Below are 22565 nucleotides of genomic sequence, written 5' to 3' on the forward strand. Positions count from 1 at the left end.
ATTAAGCACCTTTTTCTTCTATCTCCTGCATGACGATATCGTCCCAGTCATGACCAACTGTAATCCCTAAATACTCTGCATCACTCGGATTATCCAGTTCAGCTTGCGGATACTTCTTAAACCACCAATATTTTGCCAGCACATAGTAGACAATCGCCCCAACGAAAAAGCCAACCAATGAAGAATACGTCGGGAACATATTCGCCAATGCTCCGCCAATCACCCAAGCAAATAACCCCGCTAAGTTAAAACCGCTCATATACTTGTATTGGCCGTCTAACTCGTACAGATCTTTTACGTTCACACGACGTTTACGGATTAAATAATAATCGGCGAACAAAATCCCCACAATTGCCGTTAAAATACCTCCAATGATTAATAGCGCATCGACCAACACGCCAAACAGGCTCCAAGGCTGTGCTAAAACCCCGATGATCCCCGCGATGATGACAGCAGCCCAGAATGGCACTTTCGGTCCGCCGACGTTCGAGAAAATCGTTGCTGCAGGAATAACATTTGCGGATGTGTTTGTTGACCATTGCGCCAACACGATCATCAGCAATAAAACCCCCAGCACAATTCCACTTGCACTTTGCTGCAAGGCATTTATCGGATCAGCGGAGGCAACTGCCATATAAGCTACTGCCCCTATCGTTACGATAAATGTATTCGTAATCGGCATCACAATCAAAGAGCCGACTAACTGTGTTTTATTACGCTTGAGCCAATTGCGTTCATTTTTTGGTGCTTTAAAGAAACGTGACAATGTCGGCATATCAGCTGCCAATGTCGCCCAGAATCCCATGTTCGCCATCATCACAACCATGAAAGCTGTAAAAGCCGCTATCCCTGTTGTCGGGGATTCTACCCAAGTCCATACTTCTTTCCCTTGAGCCGTTGCTTGGTCGGCAAGCGTGATGTACATCCAGCACGATATTAAAATAATGACCGGCGCCGCAAAATCCGCAAAGCGCTCAATTGATTTAATGCCAAGCGATGTGTTGAATAACTGGAATGCCGCAAACACTAGGAAACATAAAAACCAATTATTGAAGTCGAATAGTAAATTTAAAATCCCGTTGATGGCCATCGCGCCAAAATAGGTGTTAAGCCCAAACCAACAAGCTGCTGTCACCCCGCGGACGAGCGAAGGTATATGCGTGCCGATTGTGCCGAACGGGGCACGCATATACACCGGGAAGGACAAGCCGTGCTCGACGCCAATATCACCGATTAACGTCATGAATACGCCGATTAATACGGAACCAACTAAAGTCGCTACAATCACCATCGGCAATGACAAACTCATAATAGCTGAGCCGCCAATTGCAAAGGCGGCTAAAACGATCGCCATTCCTATCCAGATCACCGCAAAACCAAATGTGCCGACGCTTCTTTTTTGATGTGTCACTGGAAGTAAATCTGGGGATTTTAAATAATCTCCGCCATTCGCCAATACATGTCTCTCCCTTTACATGGATTTCCAGTTTACGCACAACCAATTCTTTTCTTTTCACTTTGCATTAAAATTGTGGCCGCTTTTTTATCGGGTAAAATTGCTAATAAGAGATTGACGTTCGTTCCAAGTCATCGGCGGAATCGTAGACTTTTTTTCGATCATCGAAATCGCGCCGTCTACCGGGCATACAATCGCGCATAAATTACAGCCAACACAATCCTGTTCACGCACTTTCAGCATCGGACGACCACTTTCTGTGTATAGGTCAATGCATTGATGCGATGTATCTTCACACGCGATATGGCATTTATTGCAGTTAATGCACACATCATTATTGATTTGAGCAACAATATTGTAGTTCAGGTCCAAGTCACCCCAATTTGAATAGCGCTGCACGGACTGACCGACCAAATCCATCACCGAGGCAATGCCCTTGTCATCCAAATAATTATTCAGTCCATCTATCATATCTTCGACAATACTGAATCCGTGGTGCATCGCTGCTGTACAAACTTGTACGCCTGTTGCACCCATCAGCATGAATTCTGCAGCATCCTGCCAGTTTGAAATCCCGCCAATCCCTGATATAGGGACATTGACGAGCGGATTTCGCGCACATTCAGCGACCATATTTAGGGCAATCGGCTTGACGGCCGGCCCGCAATATCCGCCATGCGCCCCTTTCCCGCCAACATGCGGCACGGTATTCCATGTATCCAGATCGACACCCGCTAAGCTGTTGATCGTATTGATCATACTGACAGCATCTGCCCCGCCGCGCACTGCCGCTTCTGCCGTCATCGTAATATCCGTTATGTTCGGCGTCAGCTTGACGATGACAGGTGTGCGTGCAACTTCCTTCACCCAATATGTCTGCTTTTCAACCAATTCAGGGACTTGACCAGAGGCAGATCCCATTCCCCGTTCCGCCATACCATGCGGACAACCGAAATTCAGCTCTAGTCCATCGACTCCAACAGCTTCTACTTTTTTGACAATCTCATGCCACTTTTCCTGCTGTGGCTCTACCATTAAGGAAGCGATAATGGCATGATTGGGAAATCTTTTTTTCGTTTCAAGAATTTCATTCAGATTAATCTCTAATGGACGGTCTGTAATCAGCTCAATATTATTGAAGCCCGCTACTCTTTGTCCGTTAAAGCTGACAGCCGCAAAGCGCGATGAAACATTCAAAATCGGCTCGCCAAGCGTTTTCCATACTGCGCCGCCCCACCCCGCTTCAAATGCCCGTTGCACTTGGTAACCCGAATTAGTCGGTGGTGCTGATGCTAACCAAAATGGATTCGGTGATTTAATCCCTGCTAAATCAATTCGTAAGTCTGCCATGTATGATCCCCCCTATGCGTTTCCGCTCTGTTTTTTGAAACGCTCATGAATGATGTTCGCGGCATTTTTTCCTTGCTGTGCAGCTGTTACGACCATCGCTTCACCTTGGCCGTTGCCGAACACGACATCCCCGCAGGCAAACACTTTGGCATTCGACGTTTGCATTGTCGTTTCATCAATGTCTACAACTCCGTTCGTATGCTGCAATCCAAACGCTTCAATAAGCGGGACAAAACGCGTTTGTCCAATCGCTTTAATGACTGCGTCAACCTCTATGATGAACTCAGATCCCTCGATCGCTTCAGGTCGTTGCCTGCCGTCTGCTCCTGCTTCTCCAAGCTTCATCTTGACGCATTCAAGGCCCGTCACTTTCCCTGCCTCATCCCCAATAATTCTCTTCGGCGCTGTCAGCCACTTGAACCCAACGCCATCCTGCTTGGCAAATTCATATTCATATTGGTAGGCAGTCATCTCTTTTTCCGTTCTTCTATAAAGAATATCCACTTGCTCCGCACCTAGCCGCACAGCACAAGTCGCCCCATCTATGGCTGTGTTGCCAGCACCGATGACCGCAACACGTTTTCCGATTAAGTCTTCTGTCAATACACCCATTTTCGTGCGCTTTACAAACTCAATGGCATCATGGACGCCTTCCAGTTCCTCGCCTTCAATGCCAAGGTTAGGTACGGACCCCATCCCAACCGCTACAATAACACTGTCATATTGCGTTAAAATGTCCTCAGCAGAAATATCCACGCCTACTCTTGTGTTTGTTTTGATTTCCACGCCAAGCTTTTCAACTTGAGCCACTTCCCAATCCGCTACTTCATTCGGCAATCTGAAGGACACGATGCCATAAGTGTTCAAGCCACCCGCCTTTGCCTCCGCTTCGAAAATTGTGACACTATACCCGAATCGACTAAGCTCTCGCGCCGCCGACAAGCCCGCCGGACCAGAGCCCACAATCGCTACCTTATATCCATTTGGTTCACCTTTTTTAAATAGCTCTACGTCTGTTTCCATCGCCCAGTCTGTTGCATAACGTTGCAGTTGTCCTATTTTGATAGGCTTGGTCGAAGAATTTAGCACACAAGCCCCTTCACATAATATCTCGGTCGGGCATACCCGCGCACAGCTTGCACCTATCGGATTGGCGTCCATAATCGTCAAGGCCGATCCTTTCATATTGCTGGAGGCAATTTTTTTGATGAAATTCGGAATTTGAATACTCGTTGGACAAGCTGTAATGCAAGGTGCATCATAACAGTACAGACAGCGATTAGCTTCTTCCATTGCTTCGTTTTTCGTCATCCTGCCAGTCATTTCCACAAAATTACGTTCAAGTTGAGAACTCATTAAACCATTCCCCCTAATGGATTGATGATCAGACATTGATCCGTTCTGCAGTCGCCGGCTGTAGTGCACGCTTGATATAACGGCCGCTACCTAATGCTCCTACAAATTGTCTGTTTTTAATGACGTATTCACCACGCACAAGTACACTGACGGGCTCCCCTGTCACTTCCCATCCCTCATACGCGTTATAGTCGACATTCATATGGTGGGTGTTCGCTGAAATTTCACGTTTTACTGTAGGATCAAAAATCACGATATCTGCATCAGAATCAATCGCTATCGTTCCTTTTTTCGGATATAAGCCGAAAATTTTCGCAGCACTTGTCGAAATCATATCGACGAAGTCATGGATGGAAATCCGCCCTTTCGCCACGCCTTCAGAATATAAAATGCTGAAGCGGTCTTCGATAAAAGGTCCACCATTCGGAATTTTGGAAAAGTCATTCAGCCCTAATCTCTTTTTTCCGTTAAAGCTGAATGAACATTGGTCCGAGCCGATTGTTTGCAGCTGCTTAGCTTTTAGCGCATTCCATAAATGCTCCTGATGGTATTTCGGGCGAAGCGGCGGTGACCATACATATTTTGCCCCTTCAAAGCCCGGCTGTGCTAACGCTGACTGATCGAGCGTCAAATAAGGTGGACATGTTTCCCCATACACGTCATAGCCTTTTTCACGCGCTGTGATGATTTCATCTAACGCCTCTTTACACGTCACATGGACAACGTAAAGCTTGGCGCCTGCGATATGCGCCAGTTCAATGGCCCGTTTCGTCGCCTCACCTTCTACTTCCGCGGGACGCGTCAATGCGTGGTAAATTGGTGCAGTCTTGCCAGCTTGTCTCGCCTCCTCTACTAATTCGTCAATGACTGAGCCATTTTCACAGTGCACCATCACAACAGCACCTACGTCTTTTGCAATTTTAAAAGCTTTGAACAGCGTACGATCCGACGCCTGGAATTCTTTCGCATACGCCATAAACACTTTGACAGACGTAATCCCTTCGCGTTCTAACAACAAAGGTAACTCTGCCTCTGTTTCAGGCGTTAAATCACTGATCATTAAATGGAAGCCGTAGTCAATGGCTGAATTTCCTTTTGCTTTTTCATGCCACTTTTCCACGGCCGTCGCAAGTTTTTCTTCACCCGCTGACAAGCAGAAATCTAAAATGGTCGTCGTCCCACCGAAGGCAGCGGCAATTGTACCCGACTTCCAATCATCATCTGTTACCGTGTTGTTGAACGGCATATCCAAATGCGTATGCGGATCAATTCCGCCCGGCATGACGTATTTGCCCGTTGCATCTACAATTTCCGCTCCGTCCGTTGATAAGTTATTGCCAATCTGTATAATCTTGCCGTTTTCAATTAAGATATCTGCCTCATACAAATCTGAAGCTGTCGCGATGAGTCCGCCTGCAATTATTTTTTTCATACTATCCTCTCACCTTTCGATTAATGATTGTAGGTTTTATATATTTTCCGATTTCGGAGTTTATTACTATGGCGAGTCACGTTCATCATTGGGTTAATGTGCTTCTACTGAACTTCGTTTGCAGTGCCAACACGGTTTCCAATAACACGTCTGCTCCCTTTGCACAGTCTTCAAATGTCGTTTCTTCTTCCTCGCAATGACTTTTCCCGCCGATGCTTGGCACAAAAATCATTGCAGAAGGGATCAAGCTCGCAATATACTGAGCATCGTGACCCGCCCCGCTGAACATCCTATGAGAGGAATAACCGAAGTCAGCGCACGATTTTTCCACTTCATCGCAAATAGCTTCATCAAAGAACACTGTCTCCCGCCCCCATAGCTTGACCGGTTGAACGCGGCAACCGTTTTCCTCGGAGGATACTCCTGCCAATACTTCCTCCACTTGACGCATCACCTCTGGATTTTGATGGCGCGAATCAATCGTAAATACCACTTCGTTCGGAATAACTGTATGGATATTAGGCGTCACATGCATACGTCCAAAAGTGAATACAAGCTTTTCATCGATTTTGCCCAACTGCTCATGCAAAGACGCTATTAAACGGGATGCCACAATCATCGGGTCTTTGCGCATCGACATTGGTGTTGTGCCTGCATGATTTGATTCACCCGTTACGGTAATCTCATAGCACACCATGCCTAAAACGCCTTCAACGACTCCAATATCACACTGCTTAGCAGCTAACACCGGTCCTTGTTCAATATGCAGCTCAATATAAGCGAGGGCTTCCGTCAAACGATTTCCTTGTTCCCCCTCATAGCCACTCGCCTGTAAAGCCTCTTGAAAAGTAATGCCATTTTTATCGGAAGAGCTGAGCATTTTTTCTCTACTGAACTTGGAGGCAATGACACCGGAACTCATCATCGCCGGATCGAAGCGAGCACCTTCTTCATTCGTAAAATTCACAAGCATTAATGGAATTTCAGTCTCAATGTCGTTATCCTTTAGCGTCCGGATCGCCTCTATTCCTGTTAAAATACCTAGCACACCATCAAACCTGCCGCCTTTTTCAACAGAATCCAAATGCGATCCGATTACGATTGGCGGACAATCTTTTTTCCCCGGCAGCGTCGCATAGATATTGCCCATATCATCTGTTTTGATATCCATGCCTAGCTCTTTGCATATTTCAATAAAACAGTCTCTTGCCAAAATATCCTCTTTTGACAGGGACAGACGGGTTACGCCCCCATTAGCCGTGCCACCAAACTGACTGAACCGTTCAACTAATGCCTGCAAACGATTCCTATTACATGCATACATATGCAAGTCCTCTCTTTCATAGTTATTGAACTATCTACCAATTAAAAAACTATAGAGTAAGTGTATTCGGAGTAAGCGGATATAAGACTAACAAATATGGGCAAGCGCATATTTTGAGGATGGTGTTTATATAATAAGGGGCCGTGTGTATAACGCAGTTTTTCTAAGGAAGTTGAATAGTGGTTTTATTGGCATAAGATAAATGAAGGAGTGATGATTTCCATGACGAACTTAACAAGTCAGAATTGGCAAGTAAAAGATGAGCAATATGTATGGCATGCCATGAAGCCGTACAACCCGAATGCTACGTCAATTATTCAGAAATCGGAAGGCGCTTGGATAACGGACATTGACGGGAAACGGTACTTGGATGCCATGTCCGGTTTGTGGTGTGTGAACGTCGGATACGGGCGGGAGGAACTCGCTAAAGCCGCTTACGATCAGTTACTGGAAAATGCTTATACACCCCTATCTATCGGGCACGTCCCTGCCATCCAACTAAGCGAAAAGATTAGCGAATTATTAGGTGATGATTATGTTGTGTTTTACTCCAACAGCGGTTCAGAGGCGAATGAAGCCGCCTTCAAGATCGCACGTCAGTATCATCAACAGAAAGGGCATACCAATCGCACGAAATTCATCTCCCGCTACAGGGCCTACCACGGCAGTACAATGGGGGCATTAGCGGCGACAGGGCAAGCCCAGCGCAAATATAAATACGAACCGTTAGCACCCAACTTTATTCATGTTGCTCCGCCAGATGCCTACCGCGCAAACGAAGATCATATTACAGAGCCGACTGCTTTGCCGTCTGTTCAGACGATTGATGATGTCATGACGTGGGAAATGTCCGATACGATTGCCGGCGTTATTCTCGAGCCCATCATTACGGGCGGCGGCGTCATTATGCCGCATGAGGACTATTTGCGCGGGGTAAAGGCCGTTTGCGAAAAGCATGGAGCATTGCTTATTGCCGATGAAGTTATTTGCGGCTTCGGACGTACAGGCAAAGCATTCGGTTTCCAGAACTATGGCATTCAGCCGGATATTGTCACCATGGCAAAAGGCTTAACAAGCGCATATATGCCGTTATCTGCTACGGCAGTGCGCCGGGAAATCTATGAGGCCTTTATTGGAAGTGAGGAGTACGACTTTTTCCGACACGTCAACACATTCGGCGGTTCTCCAGCGGCTTGTGCGGTTGCCCTCAAAAATATCGAAATCATGGAAAGTGAAAATTTATTCTCCCGCTCAGAAGAAATGGGCGCAATTCTCCATGCAGAACTGCAAGAACGCTTACAGGATCATGCAAATGTCGGCAACATTCGCGGGAAAGGCTTACTGATCGGCATTGAGCTTGTAAGTGACAAAAACAGCAAAGCGCCGCTTGATGTAACTGCTGTCAATAAAGTCATTGCCTTATGTAAAGAAAACGGGCTAATCATCGGGAAAAATGGTGTCACGGTTGCAGGTTTCAACAATGTGTTAACAATCGCACCACCACTAATTATTTCGATGGCAGAAAAAGATTTTATCGTTGAAAAACTCACTCGCGCATTGCAAGAACTACTGCCACAAAGGGGAAATGAATGAATGGTGACGAATACAGAGGTAATAGAACTGGGGCACTTTATTAATGGTGAAATCGTAGCTGGCACAAGTGGTCAGTTCTCAAATGTCTTCAATCCAAGTACAGGTGCAGTGATTGCACATGTCCCTATTGCAACGAAAGAGGAAGTGCAAGGCGCCATTGCAACTGCCCAAGCAGCCTTTCCAGCATGGCGCGCTCTGTCAGTCAGCAAACGCGTTGACATTGTCATGAAGTTCCGTCAATTGATGACCGCACGTATGGATGAGCTCATCGAAATCATTTGTACTGAAAGCGGGAAAACAGTCGAGGATGCAAGGGGTGAAATTACACGCGGATTGGAATCTGTAGATTTAGCTATCAACGCCCCTCACTTATTAAAAGGCGAGTACTCCGTCAATGTAGGCGGGAATATTAATGCTTATTCGGCAAAAGTGCCACTCGGTGTCGTTGCAGCGATTGCCCCGTTCAACTTTCCAGTGATGGTGCCGCTTGCCATGACAAGTATGGCAGTCGCAGTCGGCAATTCCATCATTTTAAAGCCTTCCGAGCGTGTACCCTGCTCTGCATTGTTTCTTTCGGAGCTGTGGAAAGAAGCGGGATTGCCCGATGGTGTTTGGACAGTCATCAATGGCGACAAGGATGCGGTCAACGAACTATTAGAAAATCCCGCCATTGAGGCCATTTCGTTTGTCGGATCCACGCCAGTCGCCGAGTATATTTACAAAACCGGCTCAAAATACGGCAAGCGTGTTACGGCTTTAGGCGGCGGTAAAAACAATATGATTGTCATGCCCGATGCAGATCTGGAACAAGCAGCAAACGCATTTTTAGGCGCGGCTTATGGGGCCGCTTCCCAACGCTGTATGGCCATTTCGACAATCATTCCTGTTGGCGACGAAACTGCAAATAAGCTTGTAGACGTACTGGCTGAAAAAATCGCAAAGTTAAAAGTGGGACCTTACACAGATGCAGGGGTTGACTTCGGACCTGTAATTACAAAGCAGTCAAAGGAAGTAATCATCGGCTTTATCGACCGCAGCCTGGAGGAAGGCGCTACACTTGTATGCGATGGCCGCAAGCCGGACATCGCTGAAAACTCCAACGGTTTCTATCTGGGCCCTACTCTGCTGGACAATGTCAAACCCGGCATGGAAGTTTATGAGCAAGAAGTATTTGGTCCTGCCCGCAATGTCGTCCGGGTCAATTCTTTAGAGGAAGCAATCGAACTAATCAATGCGCATGAGCTAGGAAACGGCGTGACAATTTTCACAAATAACGGGGCGGCCGCACGCAAATTCACAACGGAAATTGATGTCGGCATGGTCGGGGTAAATGTGCCCATTCCCATTCCTGTCGGTTACCATAACTTTGCCGGCTGGAAACGGTCCAGATTCGGCGAGGGACATATGTTCGGGCCTGACCATGTCCGCTTCTTCACCAAAACCAAAATCATTTCGGAAAAGTGGTTTGAAGAAAACAGCGAATCTGCGTCAACCTTTGCTTTTCCGAGTAATGACGACTGAGGATACAATATAAACAGACCCATTTGGCCAGATGCCTAGGGTCTGTTTTATTACTATCAAATCCTTTGCCATACACAGCTCTACGCATATGAATGCAATCCCGCGATCACAAGGTTTACAAATACTTGATTGAACACGATGAGACCGAAGCCAATAATGGACATCCATGCCGTCCGCTTCCCTTCCCAGCCTTTGGATGTCCTCAAATGCAGCATACCCGCATAGAATAACCACGTTATCAACGCCCAAACTTCCTTTGGATCCCAGCCCCAAAAGCGGCCCCATGCAAGATGTGCCCAAATCATCGCAAACAGCAGTCCACCTAACGAGAACAAAGGAAAGCCGATGATGACAATTCGGTATGACATTTCATCCATTAACGTCGGGTTTACTTTATTCGTAAATGGCTTTAGCAATTGAATCACTTTTTTACGTGTAAACAACCGAAGTAGCGCATAAAGGATTGACCCAACAATAAACGACCATAGCAAAGTATTGATCTTCCGGGCATCCAATGAATTTGTTATTTCAACGAATCCGATAGATTGCTCATTTTCTACACTTTGCGCTCCATCATTTACGATGATAGGCGGCATTTTATACGTGACTTGCTCTATTTTTTGTACCTTGTTTTCAAACTGAACATGATTCTCCTCCGTGAAAGCGGAAAATGCCATGGAACTAATCGTGAATCCGACAACTAGGAGTAGGCAATACATGACAAATTCCAACGATATTGTATGTTTCGTCCTCTCCTCCACATCCAGTACACGGAGCAAATAAATGATCCCTGTTGCGAACGCGATGGAAAAGATAGCGCTCGAAAATGCTACCGTAATTACGTGAATGGCGAGCCAATGACTTTGAAGAGCAGGAATCAACGGAGATGCCTCTCTTGTAAAAACGCCTCCAAACCCAATAATGATCAGTGAAACAGGAATTGAAAATAGGACGACTACAATTTGTCTGTAGATTTGGTACAGTAGAAGAGTACTTGCAAGTAGCATGATGCCGAAAAACGTCATGAATTCATACATATTGCTGACAGGTGCATGTCCAATTGCCATCCATCTAAGAATAAAGTATAGGAACAATAGGGATAAGGAGAGATAGGATAATCCGATACCGATCCGTCCGGCCCAACTATGTTTTGATTTCACAGCAATGCCTACTGGTATAATAGCAATCAATAATAGAATAAATGCACAAAATAAAGATTGGTTACTCAGTTCTAAGAGACTGTCTGCTTTCATTCAAAAAACCTCCAACTTCTACACCGATTCAATTGCTACAATCATGCCCATTATAGTGCTGATTAAATGGTTTGAGGTTTTTTTATCTTCAACGTCCTGAAAAACATCTTTATCGTATCAATAAAATACGAGGTGACATGATGACAACCCCGTTTTTCATTTTTAGTCTTTTGAATTTCCTTATTATCTATGGATCGATTTTTTATATCATGTACCTCAAAGTGACAATAAAACGGATCCTTGCATGTTTACTCGTCAATGCGCTTGTCTCTTTATTGGCGGTTCAATTCCCAGAATCCCTTTGGATACCAATGAGTTGCAGCATACTTTTCAGCAGCGGAGTATTTTATTTACTAACGAGACAGCAAATTGTAGTTGTTCACCTTGTCGTCATCCATATCATAAGCATTCTAGCTGAATATACAGCGTTGCTTTTTGTCGAGACGTTGAATTTATCGCTTTTTATTCATGGAAGTCTGATCATTATGCAGGTCACATTTGTCGTTGTGTTATATAAAAGACTTTTACTTCACTATAAGGAAAGTATCCGATTGTCCATCCAATCCCGTATCGTCCTCATCTTAATTGTAAGCATCACTTTTTTCGTTTTTTATGCAATGGTTTTCGTACCTATCGGAAACGGGTTGGAAGTTTCGGTGATGACACTGCTACTCTTGTTTTTTTATTTTTTAATTATGGTGGGCCTCGTCAATATTCTTTTACATACAATCGGCAAGGAAAACCGTTTGCATGAAAAAATGGTCGAACAGCAACAATTCACGGATTATATGCAAGCTTTAGAACAAGTTAATCGTGACATGCAGACGTTTCGCCATGACTATGCAAATATCCTTTTATCCTTGCGTGGTTATATTGAACACGAAGATATGGAAGGACTTCGTCACTATTTTCATGAAGAAATCGTAAAGGTCGAACAGCGCACCCTTTTTAAAAACCAGGTATTCAGCCAACTTGATCGATTAAAGCTACTTGAAATAAAAGGGGTCATCGCAACGAAGATTTTATTCGCCGACAAATTTGGAATACCTGTCAATGTCGAAGTACCTGAGACGATTGAGGAAATCCCTATGGATAAGATCCATTTATCACGTGTTTTAGGGATATTGATAGATAATGCAATTGAAGCATCTGTTTCCATGGAAGATCCTTGTATCAACTTGGCTTTCCTTACTGTCTCCAACAAACTTGTGATTGTGATTGAAAATCGCTTAGCCTGCGATATAGAATTCGAGCGATTATTTGAGGAAGGGTATTCGACGAAAGGGAATGATAGAGGGAGAGGCTTGCCTACCGTTAGGGATATCTTATCAAGCTACCCGTCAATCATGTTCAACTCACGGACTGAAAATCGATGGATGATTCATGAAATCGTTATTGAGGGGGCAAACTAACATGCGAGTCATCATATGTGAAGATGATATACGTCAGCAACAATTTTTGCACAAAGAAATTATGAACTATGCCAGCTTTCATGAACCGAGCATAGAAGTTGTTTTATGTACAAGAACACCCGATGAGGTATTCACCTACTTGGCAAGCGAAGAAGTGGATTGTTATTTCTTAGATATCGAGCTCAATCATCCAGTAACCGGAATGGAGATGGCTATGGAAATCCGCAGAATGGATCCTTTGGCCACAATCATCTTTTATAACCTCACACGCAGATCAATTGAAGCTGACATTTACATATAAACTTGCAGCGCTCGATTTCATCGTGAAGGAAACACCCGAGCAAATCGCTTCACAAGTGCGGGAGGCATTGCAAGCTGCATTTAAAAAATACAAACAGCTAGGTGAGATCGAGCAACCCGCATTGGTTCAAATTGCAATTGGCGAGCGCATTAAAAACATCGCTATGCAAGACATTTTTTTTATTGAAAGCTCGTCAATCCCACATAAGCTCGCACTTCACGAAAGAAATGGGTACTATGAATTCTATGGCAAACTCATAGATTTTGAAGATGTAGACCCGTCATTTTTCCGTTGCCATAAAAGTTATTTGATCAACCTCCGGCATGTAAAAGAGGTCAATAAGAAAGAACGGTTAGCAAAAATGGCAAACGGGGCTGAGTGCATTATTTCATTCCGCCAGCTACGGGAGTTGCAACGGAGATTAATGGATTTGCAGTCAATAAAACAGTAAATCAGGAGTGCCGAGGGAGGAAACTATGCCAATAATTGAATATGAAATTACGATAAATGCACCGATCCATATTTGCTTTGACCTTACCAGAGATGTAGACGTCCACACGGAAACAACGGCAAAGACGAAGGAAAGAGCCATCGCCGGAGTGACGACTGGACTCATGGAAAACGGTGATACGGTCACTTGGGAAGCCATTCATTTGGGAATTAAACAGAAATTGACTGCGAAGATTATCGAGATGAATCGACCTTATCATTTCACTGATGTCATGGTGAAAGGCGCATTCCACTCATTTACGCACACACATGAATTCATTGAAAGCGATGCGGGAACGGTTATGAAAGATACCTTTTCGTATCAATCCCCTTTTGGAGTCATAGGTAAAATAGCTGATCGGCTGTTTTTAGAAAGGTATATGCGGAATTTCATTGTCGATCGGGCGAATGAATTGAAGAAGATTGCTGAAAGAAATCAGGCACATCAAAACGAGCAAACTAGACCATATTAAGAGCGCAAATGCAAAATGATATGGGAGGTTTTCGTAATGAAACAAGGCGCGCACAGCAATCTATATTCCAATCCGAAACCGCCGGGAAATCGACAAGAAGTAAAAGAGGAGATTTCGATGGAATTGGCTGAGCTTGGCAATCTCCAGCCGAAACAGGAGCCGATGACGCCGAACCATCGGGAGACGGCCGAGAGGGATAAATACAAAGGCTGAGTATAGAAAGCCATGTCTGTGTGTGAATTCAGACATGGCTTTTGTTTTTTAGGGGGCATTCAAACCACCAGGAACCAATTGCCTATGTTTGCACCGGTTTACCAACTTTTTTCTTTTTATATTTATTCCTCATGAGGGCAATGACCAAAAGGAACAGCGGGAGTGATAGTTGAATGAAGAATGAATACAGCGGGAAATCAGTAGCGTCGGAGCGGCCAAGTGCCATCTCACTCGGCACTCCCCAATAAGTAAATTGAACCAACAATATTCCAATCGGCCAAACGACGGGACGGTAATCAGAGAGGTTCAACCATTGGGCCGTTCCTAGGGTGAGTACGTAATACAAAACGGATATTTTGACAAAAGCACCGACAATCCAAACCGCCATGATGACTGCCTCTATGTTCTCGAAAAACGAACCGAGACTAGCGTATCGGATCACATTCATGAGCGGATAGGTTTTGTTGGATATTGCCATGCCTAACACAAAAAGGGCAGCTAGATTAACGATCATAAGCGTCAACATCGCGCCCAAGACGGAAAGTATGCCAAATTTCATGCCTTTCTTCCCATCTGCCAAATAAGGAAGCAGAAATGCAATTACAAAAATCTCCCCGAACCATCCCGAAGGTGGGATTGCCGCTTTTAGGGGGGGCATGATTCCGTTTTCCAGTACCGGAAGTATGTTGCCAAATTGAAAGTCTCTTGCCAGGAAAGCGATAGAAAAAAACAAAGGGAGTATAAATACTGGAAAAAGAAATTGAGCGCATCTTGCCAGTACTTCCAGACGCCCGTATATACAGAATGCACAAAGAATTAGCATAGAGGCAATGACGAAAATTAGCGGTGTACGGAATAAAAAAGATGTAAGAATGAACTCACTATAAGACCTGATTACGTTTCCTGTAATCTCCATATAGAAAAATAGGACAAAAAAACCAATCACTTTTCCGGGTATCCGGCCTATGATATCTTCACTGTATTGCATGACCGTTTTCCTGGGGTAGAGATTGTGAAGCTTCACAGCAATAAAAACAATCAAAAAACCTGCTAAAGAAGCAATGATAGGTGATATCCAAAGATCATTTCCCGCATATTTAGCCGTGATGGCAGGCAACGTAATGATGCCAGTGGCAATAATGGTAAGATACAGTAGCATCGACATTTGCAAAGCTGAAATTTTCCCCTTCTCTATTATTACCACTTCCTTTCGCAAGATTAAAAAAGGTATTTCTGCATATACTCTACGAATGGTTTAAATAGAAACTGTCTTACTGAAGTTGGCCCTTTCATATACTGAAGGTCAAGCATGGATAATAGAAGGCCAATGACAAGGAGTACAATAAAAGCTGTTTTATCTTTTTTAGGATTTGTTTTCATTTTCGGCCACTGTAAAAAAACAATGGTCATCACAATGAGCATGGTAGCAAAGAAGGTACCCCACATCACTTTCCACTCCCCCTTTCCCTTATTGACTTATCGACAAATCCCCGACTGCGAATATGGGCATCAATGACAAATTCCACTTTCACTTCCGGGAATACTTCCTCTTCCCAGTGATTCTTGACTTTCTTCCATTGCTTTGGATATTTCCGATGAAACTCTTTCCCAAAGTGAGCGGCATCTACTTTCATGCCCTGTGATTCTTCAATCGCTTTTCTCATACGATTCTCGATTTGTTTCCCAAAGGCTTTCTCGATTAACTTTACTTGTTTGGGATCATCCAAATTCAAAACCGTGCTATTCTGCACAACAACCCCTTCCGTTTTTACCTTGATCATCATAATCCATTCTCCGCCGGAAATCTTCGGTGTCAAATTCACCTTAGATTTTATCTGGGTCATGGATATGTCACCTGTTACATTTTCGGGGGTCATATTTATCGTAGCTTCCTTAATCCTGTCTTTTAACCAAAGCAATCCTCTTGTTGTCGATTCGGTCAGAACACCAACCATTTTATCTTTTCTGAACATCGCGGTTCCATTAATGTTTGGCAGTTCAGATAGTGTGCCATCACTTGTCTCTTCCTCTTTTATCGTTAGGTATGGAAGATTGGCACTGTAGTCTTCATTTGCCATCATTTCATCCAGTTCCATCAAGGTGACGCCAATCACTGAACCCCTCACAGTTATTTCACGAATCATTTCCGCCGGATTTCGTTCTATTGGAACCTCATGTCTTATGAACGGTTTTGCCTCGCCTTCACTTACGAAAACATAGGCACGTTCTCTCGGCAGCGGGTCGCGGACAAGAAAGTCCAAATGATCTTGAATCCCATCCTTTGCAATCCCCTCACCGAATATAAACACTTTGCAAGATCCCCAGAAGACCTTTCGGGGCAAGTCGGCTTGTAGCTTGGATAGGGCATCGGACAGATTATCACCTTTTTTGGACCTGACCGTGGTCGCTTGCCCCCCATCGCCGCCCCTTGCTCCCTGACTACTGCCAATCGATTTTGGAACGACGATTTCAATTGCCAATTCCACTTGGCCATTATCACTTTTATCGATTGCGGCTGCCGTGACAATGGCTAAATCATTAATTTCTATCCTGTCTCCACAACCGCTCACAAACAGGAACGGTACGAAAATGGCCGAGAATAGGAGCACGTTTTTTAACAGCGTGTGTTTTGTTCTATGAATGACTTTAATCATCATCCTTCAGTCCCTTCCCCCTCGTTCCGGACCCGGCTCCTGGTGAGGAGCTTGTCGATTTATATTGGTTTCTTTGTTGAAATGGGGACGCGTATCCATCTTCCACATAGGCGCTCTCCACAGGACATCCTTCAAATCGCTCGTTTTCAGTGGCGCGAGCGGCCCCAAATAAGGCGCTCCAAATGATCTTAATCCACTTAAATGAATCACAATAGCTAAAATACCAAGCATAATACCTAGCAATCCAGACACGCTTGCCAGTATGATCAATGGAAAACGAAGCATTCGAATTGAATAACCAAACATATAGCGCGGAATCATGAAAGACGCAATTCCCGTTGTCGCCACTACAATTACCATTGGGGCTGAAACCAATCCCGCCTGAACTGATGCTTGGCCAATGACGAGGGCACCGACAATACTAACTGCGGAACCCACTTGATTCGGTAGCCTTACACCTGCTTCGCGCAGCGCCTCCAACATCAATTCCATAAGTAACACTTCTACGAAAGCGGGAAAAGGAACGTTTTCCCTTGCGGCTGCAATGCTAATCAGCAAGGCGTCCGGTATCATCTCTTGATGGAAAGTCGTTATGGCTACGTATAGTGCCGGAAACACAAGAGCGGCGAAAAGGAAAACAAATCGCAACCAACGGATCAATGTGCGAATAATATAGCGGTCATAATAATCATCAGGTGCTTGAAGCATAGTAAAAAAAGAAACAGGGGCAATCAAGGCAAAGGGTGTCCCATCTGTCAAAATAGCTGCCCGGCCTTCCAGTAAACTCGCACTGACGACATCCGGCCGCTCCGTTGACAAAAATTGAGGGAAAGGTGAATACGGATTATCCTCGATCATTTCCTCAATGTATTCACTTTCTAACACACCATCAATTTTTATTCGTTTCAAACGACTTTCCATTTCCTCTATAAGTGGTGGAGAAACAATTCCTTCGATATAGATAAGGGATACACTCGTCTTTGAATATTCACCAATCGTCATCGTTTTGATTTTCATGGCAGGACTTTTAATAATGCGTCGCAACAACGACGTATTCACCTGAAGGGATTCAATAAATCCTCCGCGAGGTCCCCGGATCACTTTTTCAGCTTCAGGCTCATCTATGCTTCTTTTTTCAAACTTCGTCAAACCGAAAGAAAGGGCATAGAGTTCCCCTTCCAACAACAGAATTGGACGGCCCGCAGAAATGGATTCAATGCAATCCGCCACTAGATTCACTTTCTTTGTATCGGATATGGATAAATGGTTTTTGATCCAATCAATCCCCGGCGGCTCAGCCTCATCTGCCTCCATTTTCATCAAAGGGGATAAAACATTCCAGTCAAGCAGATCTGTATCAGTAAGTCCCTCAATGTATATAATCATTGCGTCCATCTGTCCAAAAATGCGGAATGACCTAAAAATAACGTCTGAACAATCCAGATAAATGGAGCGAAACATATTGACGTTTTGCTGAAAATCTTTTTGTAGGGTTTCCTGCGACTTGGTATTTTGGTCTGTAACTGACTGCTGTTTTGGACCTTTATTCTTCAATAGCTTCTTACTATTCCGAATCAAGCCAGCATCTCCCCCCTTTTTTATATTCCACTGTTGCTACTTTTCACTTACTTGTGAGTTTCTATACTTCAGATTGCAAAAGGTACCAGGTACCGATGCGAGAGTTTACCACCGGCTTGGGCGGCTTTACCACCGACTCTCGGCACTTTACGACCGACTTGGACGGCATAACCACCGACTCGGCATTTAACCATCAAAAAAAGCGCACAGTTCATGCGCGCTTTTTGCATTCAGTATGGACGATGGGAGCTACCTACATAATAGTAATAGAATTATTAGAGTTGGCTGAGCTGGGTAATCTTCAACCCAAGAATGAATCGATGACGACCAATCATCGGGAAACGGACAAGAAGGATAAATACAAAGGCTAAGTTTAGAAAGCCATGTCTGATCGAATTCAGAAATGGCTTCTCTTTAGCTTTATTCCGTTTTCACCCTGCATACATACACCATCGAAACGCTCTCCGTGTGCAATTCATTCTCTTCCCAATCGCCATACACTTTCACTATTTCGAAGCCACTTGCGGCTACTAAACGTTCCATTTCTTTTGGAAATGAATAACGGAGAGAAATTCCATCCTGCTCCTCCGCGATTAACGTATCGTCCCGATAAATTCTGCGATGCGTCCGGCAATCCAAGATCTGCGTCAAATGATCATACATATCACGATGGCTTTCTATCACCTGATTGCCATTTTTATCGACGTACTTTTCCTCGTACTCATCGACAGTAGAAAGCTCCTGCAACACCGGATTTCGCGTATCGAAAATGAAAATTCCACCATCCACCAAGTGCTTTCGGACAGACTGGAATAAAGCGTCCTGCGCTTCATTCGTTAGAAAATGTTGAAAGGAATTTCCCGTCATGAAAGCGAGCGAACTTTTTATCGGCAAGTTCAATTTTGTACAATCTTGCTGCACAAATTCAATACTCACTTCCGCTTTTTCGGCTTTCTGTTTTGCTCTTTCCAACATGCCTTCATGCAAGTCCACTCCAACTATTTGGAATCCGCGTTTCGCCATTGGAATCGTCAATCTGCCTGTACCGCAAGCTAACTCAAGTATCGTTTTACTCTGGCTCGCCCATTTTAAAATGATGTTCAGATCCTTTTGATACCCTTCATACAAATAATCGTACATTTCGGGATCAGCATATTTCTCTAAGTTTTGTTCAAAGATGTTTTGGTTCATAAAACCTTCTCATTCCCTTTTTTATTCTTACAATTTATTGCTGTCATACGATATAATTCTTCTTTTTATCTGAATTCTACTTCTTTAGATGGATAAACATCCGCAAACCACCTTAATACGCCATTATGATGGTTAATAATTTGTTGAGCTGAAATTTCACTGGAGCTCCAAGTGCTGTGAGAGTCTGATAACAAAGTTACCTTATAACCCATACTAAACGCCCTGCGACAAGTCGTATCAACACATGCTTCCGTTTGAATGCCCGCAATATAAATATGTTTTATCCCTTTCTTATGCAGTTCTTCTTCCAATGTTGTATTCAAGAATGAGTCAGGAGTTGCTTTTTGGATGATCACGTCGCCTAGATGAGGCGCTATTTCAGCGTGTATTTCCCAGCCTTCGCTACCATATTCCAAAGGTTTTCCCACTGGAGCATTATGTTGTATGTATAATATAGGCGTGCTGGATGCACGTGCCTTCTTTATTACTCCTTGTAAAGTGGAAATCAGCTTATCTCCCTTAAACACAGTATCTCCTTCTTGAAACATCCCTTTTTGCACATCAATGATTAGTAAACCATTACTCATAATACACCCATATTTCGTAATATTATCGGTACTATATTTTAAATCTATTAGTAAATAATCTTCGAAAGTGCTCGATTATTGGCCGGATCATCCCGAACAATTATTAACTTATCCAAATAAGGATGAAAAATCCCATTCAACTCTTCCCGTTGCCCTTCAAAGTGCTTTGTCCATTTATACATATTCCGAAGCATTTGAAAATCCGGTTTATACGCACATTCTTCCACTCCAATTACTTGCTTCACATGCCTGCTCAAAATCCGGATTTTCCGCTTCCATAAAGGCGGATCTAGCCAAATGATGACGTCGGCCATACCCAAAAGGAGGTGATAGGACGGGCGGTATACACCTTCTGCAATCCAGTTCCCCTTTGCATCCATTTCATGAATGATTTGCACTTGCTCTTCAGGAGTCCGCTTGATCCGCACGCCATCCACGTTATAGTAAACGACCGAATCCAATTCAACAAAAAGCAAACTCATTTGCTTCGATAATTCCTTTGCGTATGTCGTTTTCCCACTTGCCACGATGCCCATGATGAAGATTTTCATTTTCCACATTCCGTTCCTAGGTTTAATAAACTATACAAACTGTAGTACTTCAATAGTTTCTTTAATGCTGTAAATGTTAGTAGCCTCATCCGGTACTGCCACGTTGATACCAAAACCAACCATATTCATTTGTATAGCTAGTTCCATATCAACAATCGAGTCGCCTATGATAAAGGATTCATCCAATTCTATCGTTGGGTACTTTTCAATTGCATTCTGAACCATCCCCGTTTGTGGCTTGCAGCAATTGCAGCCTTCCTGCCGACCATGCGGACAGTAGAAAACATCTAAAATAGCTGCATCATATCTGGTCAATTCATCCAACATTCTTCTATTAAACTCTTCATATTGCTGCAATGAAATATAACCTTCGCTAATCAAATATTGATTCGTAATGATAATAATTTTGAACCCACGTTCCAGAAGCTGCTGTAACGCTTCAATCGAACCTGGAAGAAATTCGGGATGCGTAATAGTGGACCATTCCTCATCAAGATAGTCTTTTATAATTGTCCCATCCCTATCAAAAAATGCGATCTTCAACTTCAAACCCCCGTTCACATTTGACACTTCTCCAAAAGAATTCAATCGTCTTTTGCCACGAATCCCTGCTCGCTTGGGCGATATCATATTTATTCCCGCCGGTGAATAGACTGGCCGATACAGGAATGAAAGGAATTCCAACCTCATGCCCCGCCCCTTCGTATACGAGATGATTGTATTCATTATTAAAATTATACTGGCGAAGCCTTTCCATTGCCCTTTCATTCAACCGCACGGAATCGAAACAAGCATCGTCCGTTCCGGAAATCAATAATATCGATCCATTGATCTTTTCAACGGGAATGGTCGCCTGCTCCGTTATTTGAGGATCTGAAGTTAGATACTCGTACCAGATGCGAAGCGGATTCTCCCCCGCTTGCCGCATAGCACGACAGGCATTCGAAACTTCAACCGAATTGTCTGGTCGTGCATACGGAATTGCTTTGCCTCGAAAGGTCCATGCTGGAGGCAATTCTTTTTGCTCCGTCCATGGAACAATGCCGCAGCACACGACAGGTGGGCCGCTTAATGAAACAACTGCCGTTATGTCTTCAAAATAGGTTGCTGCTAGTAAAGCAAGTTCTCCACCTTTAGACGTTCCATGCATTCCTAGCCACCCCTTGGCGACATCAGGACGAGCCTTCAGCCACTGAATTGCGCCTTCTATATACTCAAGTGGTATTTCAACAAGTTGTTTAGGAAGGGGCTCTTGTCCCCAATATCCTAAAGCAAGTACATTGAATCCATGGGAGGCTAGCAAAGAGGCGGGAAATTCATAAATCCCACCTTCCGATCCACCGACGACAATGATCGTAGGTCTCGGCAAGGAATTGCCCATATGAAAAAATGTGCCCACCACCCCTTTTTCATTCACAGGGGTTCTTATCACGTCATCATCGATCCACTTGCGTGTGATGATTTTCGTGTCGATCACCTTTCCATCACTTTCGAGCAAAATCGTTAGGGATTGGGGTTGTAGTTTAGTAAAGACTTCCTCGGAGTTTTCTTCTGTACGTTTTACCTGCAAAGACCAGAACAGACCCATCCCATCGACGCCTTCATATGTACCTTCAATTAGACAAGCTTTCTGTAGGTCGACGACACCATCTTCATCCGCTATAAATGTCCCATGGGATTCCATCAAATAAATTGTAGTCCCCCAATATGACTTTCGTTGAAATCTCACAGTCACCTTCTGCCCGCCACTAAGCCCTGTCACCCGGATGCCAACTGCCCGGTCAATCAATGGTGAGTCCATGTGAATTTGTAATTGAGGCTTTTCCATCAA

General features: G+C 44.1%; 22 protein-coding genes. 7 read left to right on the forward strand and 15 right to left on the reverse strand.

From position 1 onward, the window contains the following. Position 1: 1 nt before the first annotated feature. The 5 genes from AWV70_RS00160 to AWV70_RS00180 form a co-directional block, all read right to left on the reverse strand. The gene (locus tag AWV70_RS00160) at positions 2 to 1456 is read right to left on the reverse strand and encodes an NCS1 family transporter (protein ID WP_060203074.1); all 1455 of its coding nucleotides are present in this window, start codon (positions 1454 to 1456) and stop codon (positions 2 to 4) included. Between the two features lie 87 nt (positions 1457 to 1543). Beyond that, positions 1544 to 2806, reverse strand: a complete 1263-nt coding sequence (gene preA / locus AWV70_RS00165; protein WP_060203076.1) for an NAD-dependent dihydropyrimidine dehydrogenase subunit PreA — start codon at positions 2804 to 2806, stop codon at positions 1544 to 1546. Positions 2807 to 2818: 12 nt separating this feature from the next. After that, positions 2819 to 4162: an NAD(P)-dependent oxidoreductase gene (locus AWV70_RS00170; RefSeq protein ID WP_235588493.1), complete on the reverse strand. Its 1344-nt coding sequence runs from the start codon at positions 4160 to 4162 to the stop codon at positions 2819 to 2821. Positions 4163 to 4190: 28 nt separating this feature from the next. Continuing rightward, complete coding sequence (gene hydA / locus AWV70_RS00175) at positions 4191 to 5594, reverse strand: dihydropyrimidinase (RefSeq protein ID WP_060203080.1); 1404 nt, start codon at positions 5592 to 5594, stop codon at positions 4191 to 4193. A gap of 85 nt (positions 5595 to 5679) precedes the next feature. Then, positions 5680 to 6918 (reverse strand): Zn-dependent hydrolase, encoded by a 1239-nt coding sequence (locus tag AWV70_RS00180; RefSeq protein WP_060203083.1) that lies wholly within the window; start codon positions 6916 to 6918, stop codon positions 5680 to 5682. Positions 6919 to 7140: 222 nt separating this feature from the next. On the opposite strand from AWV70_RS00180, the gene AWV70_RS00185 reads away from it, so the two are divergent. Together AWV70_RS00185 and AWV70_RS00190 are read left to right on the forward strand one after the other, a co-directional pair. After that, the gene (locus AWV70_RS00185; RefSeq protein WP_060203085.1) at positions 7141 to 8511 is read left to right on the forward strand and encodes an aspartate aminotransferase family protein; all 1371 of its coding nucleotides are present in this window, start codon (positions 7141 to 7143) and stop codon (positions 8509 to 8511) included. Continuing rightward, a complete protein-coding gene (locus tag AWV70_RS00190) occupies positions 8512 to 10032 on the forward strand; it encodes a CoA-acylating methylmalonate-semialdehyde dehydrogenase (protein ID WP_060203087.1) in 1521 nt (506 codons plus the stop codon). 80 nt (positions 10033 to 10112) lie between these two features. On the opposite strand, the gene ccsB is transcribed toward AWV70_RS00190, so the two are convergent. Then, positions 10113 to 11285: a c-type cytochrome biogenesis protein CcsB gene (gene ccsB, locus AWV70_RS00195; protein WP_060203088.1), complete on the reverse strand. Its 1173-nt coding sequence runs from the start codon at positions 11283 to 11285 to the stop codon at positions 10113 to 10115. A 140-nt stretch (positions 11286 to 11425) separates the two neighbouring features. Between ccsB and AWV70_RS00200 the strand changes: the two genes are divergently transcribed. Genes AWV70_RS00200 through AWV70_RS24080 form a run of 5 tightly spaced genes read left to right on the forward strand, consistent with a single transcriptional unit; the run spans position 11426 to position 14173 of the window. After that, entirely contained in the window at positions 11426 to 12697 is a 1272-nt protein-coding gene (locus AWV70_RS00200; RefSeq protein WP_060203091.1) for a sensor histidine kinase, read from the forward strand. A 1-nt stretch (position 12698) separates the two neighbouring features. Continuing rightward, a complete protein-coding gene (locus AWV70_RS25215) occupies positions 12699 to 12998 on the forward strand; it encodes a response regulator (protein ID WP_306464347.1) in 300 nt (99 codons plus the stop codon). Continuing rightward, on the forward strand, positions 12976 to 13449 hold the full coding sequence (locus AWV70_RS25220) for a LytR/AlgR family response regulator transcription factor (protein WP_306464348.1): 474 nt from the start codon (positions 12976 to 12978) through the stop codon (positions 13447 to 13449). The genes AWV70_RS25215 and AWV70_RS25220 overlap by 23 nt, the downstream gene beginning before the upstream one ends. Positions 13450 to 13474: 25 nt before the next feature. Continuing rightward, positions 13475 to 13960 (forward strand): SRPBCC family protein, encoded by a 486-nt coding sequence (locus AWV70_RS00210; RefSeq protein WP_060203093.1) that lies wholly within the window; start codon positions 13475 to 13477, stop codon positions 13958 to 13960. A gap of 36 nt (positions 13961 to 13996) precedes the next feature. Then, complete coding sequence (locus tag AWV70_RS24080; RefSeq protein WP_201024290.1) at positions 13997 to 14173, forward strand: hypothetical protein; 177 nt, start codon at positions 13997 to 13999, stop codon at positions 14171 to 14173. Between the two features lie 82 nt (positions 14174 to 14255). Here AWV70_RS24080 and AWV70_RS00215 read toward each other — a convergent pair whose 3' ends face one another. The 9 genes from AWV70_RS00215 to AWV70_RS00260 form a co-directional block, all read right to left on the reverse strand. Next, complete coding sequence (locus AWV70_RS00215; RefSeq protein ID WP_268776832.1) at positions 14256 to 15344, reverse strand: GerAB/ArcD/ProY family transporter; 1089 nt, start codon at positions 15342 to 15344, stop codon at positions 14256 to 14258. 47 nt (positions 15345 to 15391) lie between these two features. After that, positions 15392 to 15622, reverse strand: a complete 231-nt coding sequence (locus AWV70_RS00220; protein ID WP_414714809.1) for a hypothetical protein — start codon at positions 15620 to 15622, stop codon at positions 15392 to 15394. Beyond that, positions 15619 to 16830: a Ger(x)C family spore germination protein gene (locus AWV70_RS00225; protein WP_060203097.1), complete on the reverse strand. Its 1212-nt coding sequence runs from the start codon at positions 16828 to 16830 to the stop codon at positions 15619 to 15621. Before AWV70_RS00225 ends, AWV70_RS00220 begins: the two co-directional genes overlap by 4 nt. Before the next feature lie 3 nt (positions 16831 to 16833). Continuing rightward, on the reverse strand, positions 16834 to 18405 hold the full coding sequence (locus AWV70_RS00230; RefSeq protein WP_060203099.1) for a spore germination protein: 1572 nt from the start codon (positions 18403 to 18405) through the stop codon (positions 16834 to 16836). Between the two features lie 420 nt (positions 18406 to 18825). Next, positions 18826 to 19596: a class I SAM-dependent methyltransferase gene (locus AWV70_RS00240; protein ID WP_060203104.1), complete on the reverse strand. Its 771-nt coding sequence runs from the start codon at positions 19594 to 19596 to the stop codon at positions 18826 to 18828. Between the two features lie 65 nt (positions 19597 to 19661). Then, positions 19662 to 20183 carry a cysteine hydrolase family protein gene (locus AWV70_RS00245; RefSeq protein ID WP_060203106.1) on the reverse strand — a complete coding sequence of 174 codons (522 nt, stop codon included), beginning with the start codon at positions 20181 to 20183 and terminating at the stop codon, positions 19662 to 19664. Positions 20184 to 20230: 47 nt separating this feature from the next. Continuing rightward, on the reverse strand, positions 20231 to 20734 hold the full coding sequence (locus tag AWV70_RS00250; RefSeq protein ID WP_060203188.1) for a hypothetical protein: 504 nt from the start codon (positions 20732 to 20734) through the stop codon (positions 20231 to 20233). A 30-nt stretch (positions 20735 to 20764) separates the two neighbouring features. Next, complete coding sequence (locus tag AWV70_RS00255) at positions 20765 to 21277, reverse strand: D-glycero-alpha-D-manno-heptose-1,7-bisphosphate 7-phosphatase (protein ID WP_060203108.1); 513 nt, start codon at positions 21275 to 21277, stop codon at positions 20765 to 20767. Further along, complete coding sequence (locus AWV70_RS00260; RefSeq protein ID WP_060203111.1) at positions 21258 to 22562, reverse strand: acyl-CoA thioesterase/bile acid-CoA:amino acid N-acyltransferase family protein; 1305 nt, start codon at positions 22560 to 22562, stop codon at positions 21258 to 21260. The genes AWV70_RS00255 and AWV70_RS00260 overlap by 20 nt, the downstream gene beginning before the upstream one ends. Positions 22563 to 22565: the final 3 nt, after the last annotated feature.

The organism is Sporosarcina koreensis (genome assembly GCF_001531445.1).
GTDB lineage: Bacteria > Bacillota > Bacilli > Bacillales_A > Planococcaceae > Sporosarcina > Sporosarcina koreensis_C.